4 protein-coding genes and 1 pseudogene are annotated in these 5,473 nt (G+C 63.0%); 2 read left to right on the top strand and 3 right to left on the bottom strand.

Annotated elements, in window-relative coordinates; genetic code table 11:
- A partial coding sequence (locus JHD07_RS23740; protein ID WP_366865088.1) for an NAD(P)/FAD-dependent oxidoreductase occupies positions 1-1,629 on the top strand: 1,629 nt, incomplete at its 5' end.
- 49 nt (positions 1,630-1,678) lie between these two features.
- Positions 1,679-2,872, top strand: coding sequence for a serine hydrolase domain-containing protein (locus JHD07_RS23745; protein WP_291626470.1), 1,194 nt, complete (start codon positions 1,679-1,681; stop codon positions 2,870-2,872).
- A gap of 96 nt (positions 2,873-2,968) precedes the next feature.
- Here JHD07_RS23745 and JHD07_RS23750 read toward each other — a convergent pair whose 3' ends face one another.
- The 3 genes and pseudogenes from JHD07_RS23750 to JHD07_RS23760 all read right to left on the bottom strand — a co-directional run.
- Positions 2,969-3,520: an NAD(P)H-dependent oxidoreductase gene (locus tag JHD07_RS23750; protein WP_291626471.1), complete on the bottom strand. Its 552-nt coding sequence runs from the start codon at positions 3,518-3,520 to the stop codon at positions 2,969-2,971.
- A 179-nt stretch (positions 3,521-3,699) separates the two neighbouring features.
- Positions 3,700-4,698 (bottom strand): MBL fold metallo-hydrolase, encoded by a 999-nt coding sequence (locus tag JHD07_RS23755; protein ID WP_291626473.1) that lies wholly within the window; start codon positions 4,696-4,698, stop codon positions 3,700-3,702.
- 115 nt (positions 4,699-4,813) lie between these two features.
- A pseudogene (locus JHD07_RS23760) lies at positions 4,814-5,473 on the bottom strand (NADH oxidase); the annotation flags it as partial.

Consider the following 5,473-nt stretch of genomic DNA (forward strand, 5'->3'; position numbering starts at 1 on the left):
GCAAGCAAGACCAATGGAAGCAACGCCGCGCGTGCGACGGCCAGGCTCGATGCGCTCGTGGTGGGAGCCGGCGTTGCCGGGCTCTATCAACTCTATCGCTTGCGCGAGCAGGGATTGAGTGTCAGGGCGATCGACGCGGCGTCCAGCGTCGGCGGCACATGGTACTGGAACCGCTATCCCGGCGCGCGCTTCGACTCGGAAGCCTACATCTACCAGTACCTGTTCTCCGAGGAGCTCTACAAGGGATGGAGCTGGAGCGAGAAATTCCCGGGCCAGCCGGAAATCGAGCGTTGGCTCAACTACGTCGCCGACCGTCTCGATCTTCGCAAGGACATCCAGTTCGGCACAACGGTCAAAAGCGCCCATTTCAACGAAGCAACGCAGCGCTGGCTGGTCACGACCGACAAGGGCGATGTGATCGACACCCAGTTCCTGGTCACCTGCTGCGGCATGCTCTCGGCACCCTACGTGTCGTTTCCGGGCCAGGAGACCTTCAAGGGACAGTTATTCCATACGGCGCGCTGGCCAAAGCAGCCGGTCGACCTCGCGGGCAAGCGCGTCGGCGTCATCGGCAACGGGGCGACCGGCATCCAGGTCATCCAGACGATCGCGGGCGATGTCCGCCATCTCAAGGTCTTCGTCCGCACACCGCAATACATCATCCCGATGAAGAATCCCAAATACAGCGCGGCCGACGCACAGGCCTACAAGTCCAAGTTCGAGCACCTCACGCAGCGATTGCCACACACCTTCACGGGTTTCGAATATGACTTCGAGCATGCGTGGGCCGGCCTGTCGCCCGAGAAACGCCGCGAGGTGATCGAGGATTGCTGGAATGACGGCTCGCTGAAGCTGTGGATCTCGTCCTTCTCAGAGCTGTTCTTCGAGGAGGCCGTCAACGCCGAAATCTCGGAATTCGTCCGTGAGAAGATGCGTGAGCGGCTCAAGGACCCGAAGCTGTGCGACCTCCTGATCCCCGCAGACTATGGTTTCGGGACGCACCGCGTGCCGCTCGAGCAGAACTTCCTCGAGACTTTCCATCAGCCCAATGTCGAGATCGTCAGCGTCAAGAACAATCCGATCGAACGCGTGACGCCGACGGGCATCCAGACCGCCGACGGCACGGTCCATGAGCTCGATATCATCATCCTCGCAACCGGTTTCGACGCCGGCACAGGCGCCCTGACGCGCATCGACATCAGAGGACGGGGCGGACGATCGCTCAGAGAGGATTGGGCCAGGGACATCCGGACGACGATGGGCCTGCAGGTTCACGGCTATCCCAACCTGTTCACGACCGCCGTGCCGCTCGCGCCATCGGCTGCGCTGTGCAACATGACGACGTGCCTGCAGCAGCAGGTCGAATGGATCGACAACTGCATCAGGTACATGCGGTCCAAGAACCTGAAGGCGATCGAGCCGACCAAGGACGCGGAAGACGGCTGGGTGGCGCATCACGACGAGATCGCGAACGCGACGCTGATCGCAAAGACCAATTCCTGGTACCTGGGCTCGAACGTCGAAGGCAAGCCGCGCCGCGTTCTCTCCTACTGCGGCGGCGTCGGTGCCTATCGCCAGAAATGCGACGAGGTCGCGGCGAGCGGCTACCAGGGCTTCGCCATGAACTGAGCGCGAAACGCCTCGACCAGATAATTCCAATCCACACGGGAGGACGATCATGATCATGAATTTTGGCGCGACGGCGGACGCCGTTCTCGACGGCGTCGTTACCTCGACGCCGCGCGTGCCGGGCGTCGTCGCGATGGTGACGGACCGCCATCGCAACATCTACGAGGGCGCGGCCGGCAAGCGCCGTCTCGATTCCGCAGCCGATATGACGACCGACAGCATCTTCGCCATCTTCTCCACGACGAAGGCAATCACCGGTACGGCGGTCCTGCAACTCGTCGAGGAAGGCAAGCTCGATCTCGACGCGCCTGCGCAGCGCTATGCACCCGAGCTTGGCAAGCTCCAGGTCATCGACGGCTTTGACGACGGGGGCGAGCCGATCCTGCGTCCGCCAAAGCGCGATATCACCACCCGCATGCTGATGACTCACTCCGCAGGGCTGAGCTACGACTTCATCAACCGCACCTACAATCGGCTGGCCGAGGAAAAGGGGCAGCCGAGCGTGATCACCGCGACCAAAGCCTGCCTGATGACCCCGCTCCTGTTCGATCCGGGCGAGCGGTGGGACTATGGAACCAACATCGATTGGTGCGGCCAGATCGTCGAAGCCATCGCGGACCGAAGGCTCGGCGACGTCTTCAAGGCGCGCATCTTCGAGCCGCTCGGCATCAAGGACATGACCTTCGAACTGACCGAGCCGATGCGGCAGCGGCTTGCCGGCATCCACGCGCGAGGCGCCGACGGCTCGCTGACACCGATGGATTTCGAACTGCCCGCCAAGCCCGAAGTCCATATGGGCGGGCACGGGCTCTACGGCACCGTCGGCGACTACATGCGCTTCATCCGCATGTGGTTGAATGACGGAATGGGCGAGCACGGCCGCGTGCTGAAGGCCGAAACCGTGCGCATGGCCGAGAAGAACCATCTCGGCGACAAGAAGGTGACACCGATCACCGGCGTCATTCCCGCGCTATGCAACGACGCGGAGTTCTTCCCGGGCCAGTCCAAGTCGTGGGGACTGACCTTCATGATCAACGACGAGGAAGCCCCGACAGGACGTCCCGCCGGCGCGCTTGGCTGGGCCGGCCTTGCCAACCTGTTCTACTGGATCGACCGGCAGAACGGGTTCGGCGGGTTCTGGGCCACCCAGATTCTCCCGTTCGGTGATGCAACGTCGTTCATCGGTTACATGAACTTCGAGACGGCCTTCTACCAAAGCCTGCGGCAGCGCATGGCAAGCTAGCCTCCGCTTCCGGGCTCGAATCGGACAGGCCGATCATTGATCGGCCTTGTCCTTTGGGGATGCAGACCTGCTGTATGGCCGCAGGGTCGTTCGAACTCAGCCCTGATTCTTCGCCACGTGCGCGGCGAACGCATCGATGTACTGCTGCAGCACCGTCTTGAGGGCGTCCTTGGTCAGGTTGCCGGCCGCGTCGAAGGCATCGCCGACGCCGTTGAGATAGATTTCCGGCTGCTGGAGGATCGGTCCGGAAATGCCCGGCAGGATGGTCTGCAGGTGCTTGGCCGCGCTGACGCCGCCGAGCGGGCCCGGCGAGTTGGAGACGATGCCGACCGGCTTGCCGAGGAACGAGCTCTTGCCGTAGGGGCGCGAGGCAACGTCGATGGCGTTCTTGAGGACGCCGGGGATCGAGCGATTGTACTCGGGCGTCACGAACAGCACCCCGTTCGACTTCTGCAGCTTCTCGCGGAAGGCGAGCCAGTCCGCGGGCGGCGCGCCCTCGAGGTCCTGGTTGAAGAACGAGATGCCCGCCGGCGTGATCACCTCGAGCTGGAGCGAGCCGGGCGCGAGCTTGGCCAGCGCGTTGGCGATCTTCAGCGAAAAGCTTTCCTTGCGCAGGCTGCCGGCGATCGCGACGATGTTGTAGGCCATGGGCTGTCCTTAGATCTCGAGGGGGAGTGCCTGACGGCACTTAAGCGATCCGGACCATTCGATGCAAGTGCATGAACCGGCTCGATTTGGAAACGCAGCGTTTCACGAAAGCAGATGATCGCCCAAGACAATCGGGCCGCCAATCAGCGGCCCGACCTTCGCGCACTGCCTCATCCAGATCAGATGGTTGGGTTCCACGCCGACGGGATCAGGCGATATTTGGCGCCGTCCTTCGCGACATGGCCGACCGCTGGGAAGGTGAAGTGGAAGCCGACCACGGTCGCCTTTTCCGCTGCCGCCATGTCGTAGAACTTGTGGCGCGTCGCTTGCGCGGTGGCCGCGTCCATGTCGAACATCACGTGCCAGTCGGGGTTGCGCAGGAAGAATTCCGGGATGTTGGTGACGTCGGACTGGATCAGCACCTTGGCATCGCCGGATGCAACCGCGAACGAGGTATGGCCGGGCGTATGGCCGGGCGTGGCAATCGAGGTGATGCCGGGCACGACCTCCTTGCCCCACTCGTATTTCGTCACCTTGGACTCCAGCCCGGCGAAAATTTTCTTCACGTTGGCGAAGGCGGCTTTCAGCCCCTGATTGGACTCGGCCTTGGCGGCGTTGTCCTCGCTGGTCCAGAACTCCCACTCCTTGCCCGGCACCATGACCTCCGCGTTCGGGAAGGCCAGCGCGCCGTCGGCAAGCCGAACGCCGTTGATGTGGTCGCCGTGAAAATGCGACAGCAGTACGACGTCGATGTTCTTGGGGTCGACGCCGGCCGCCTGAAGGTTCTGCATGGTGCGGCCGACCGCGCCCTTGCTCGCCTCGAGATTCGCAACACCGTTGCCGGTATCGATCAGCACCAGCTTGGAACCGGTATTGATGAGCTGCGGATTGAACGGCACCGTGACCATCCCCTTCGGCATGTAGGCCGCCTCACCTGCCGCCAGCGCCTCTTCCTTCGGAATGTTGGCGACGAACTTCTCCGGCATCGGGAAAGTGCGCGCGCCGTCGTTGATCGAGGTGCATTCGAAGCTGCCGACCTTGTAGCGGTAGAAGCCCGGCGCCTGCGTCCCCGCTTGCGGCGTTGCGGCGTTGGCAACGGTCGGGCGAAGCCCGGTAACGGCGGCCGCGCCCATGGCGGCGGCGCCTGCTAGCAGGTGACGGCGATTGAGATTGGTCATGGAGGTCCTCTTCTGAGCCCTTGCGGTTTTCCGCTTTGCAAACAGCGGCGGAATAATCCGCCGCTGGGCTCAGAAGGCAAGACCTTCCTGCGGTGTCCTGCCGTCGCAGTCAGGTTTATTTATTCGGGTTGATCAGGAATTTTTCACCGGTGGCGCGTTTGGCGTACACCGCGATGTTGGCGGGATCGAGCGCCTCGGCGAGCGAGACGACCCTGGTGTAGTGGCTGGCGAAGGTGGTCTTCAGCTCCGACGCCACGCGCTGGCGCAGGCGGCCGATCTCGGCCGGGCCGATCTTCTGGAGGAACGGCGTCAGCAGCCAGCCGCCGACGCCCCAGCTGAGGCCGAACGAGCGGTTCAATTCGGTCGGACGATTGTCCAGACTGCCGTAGATGTAGACCTGCTTGTACACGTTGGAGCCGTAGCGGCTGTATTCCTTCGCGGTTTTGTTGGCCGCGATTTCCATGGCCGTGAGGATCTGGCTCGCCAGCTTGCCACCGCCGATCGCGTCGAAGGCGATGGTGGCGCCGGTCTCGACCAGCGCGTTGGTGAGGTCGTCCATGAAGCTCGGCGCAGTCGAATCCACCACGTATTTGGCGCCGATCTTGTGCAGGATGTCGGCCTGCTCCTTGTTTCTGACGATGTTGACGAGGGGAATGCCGTCCTTGATGCAGATCTTGTTGAGCATCTGGCCGAGATTGGACGCGGCCGCGGTGTGCACCAGCGCCGTGTGCCCTTCCCGCTTCATGGTCTCGACCATGCCGAGCGAGGTCAGCGG

The sequence above is a fragment of the Bradyrhizobium sp. genome (assembly GCF_016462955.1).
Lineage (GTDB): Bacteria > Pseudomonadota > Alphaproteobacteria > Rhizobiales > Xanthobacteraceae > Bradyrhizobium.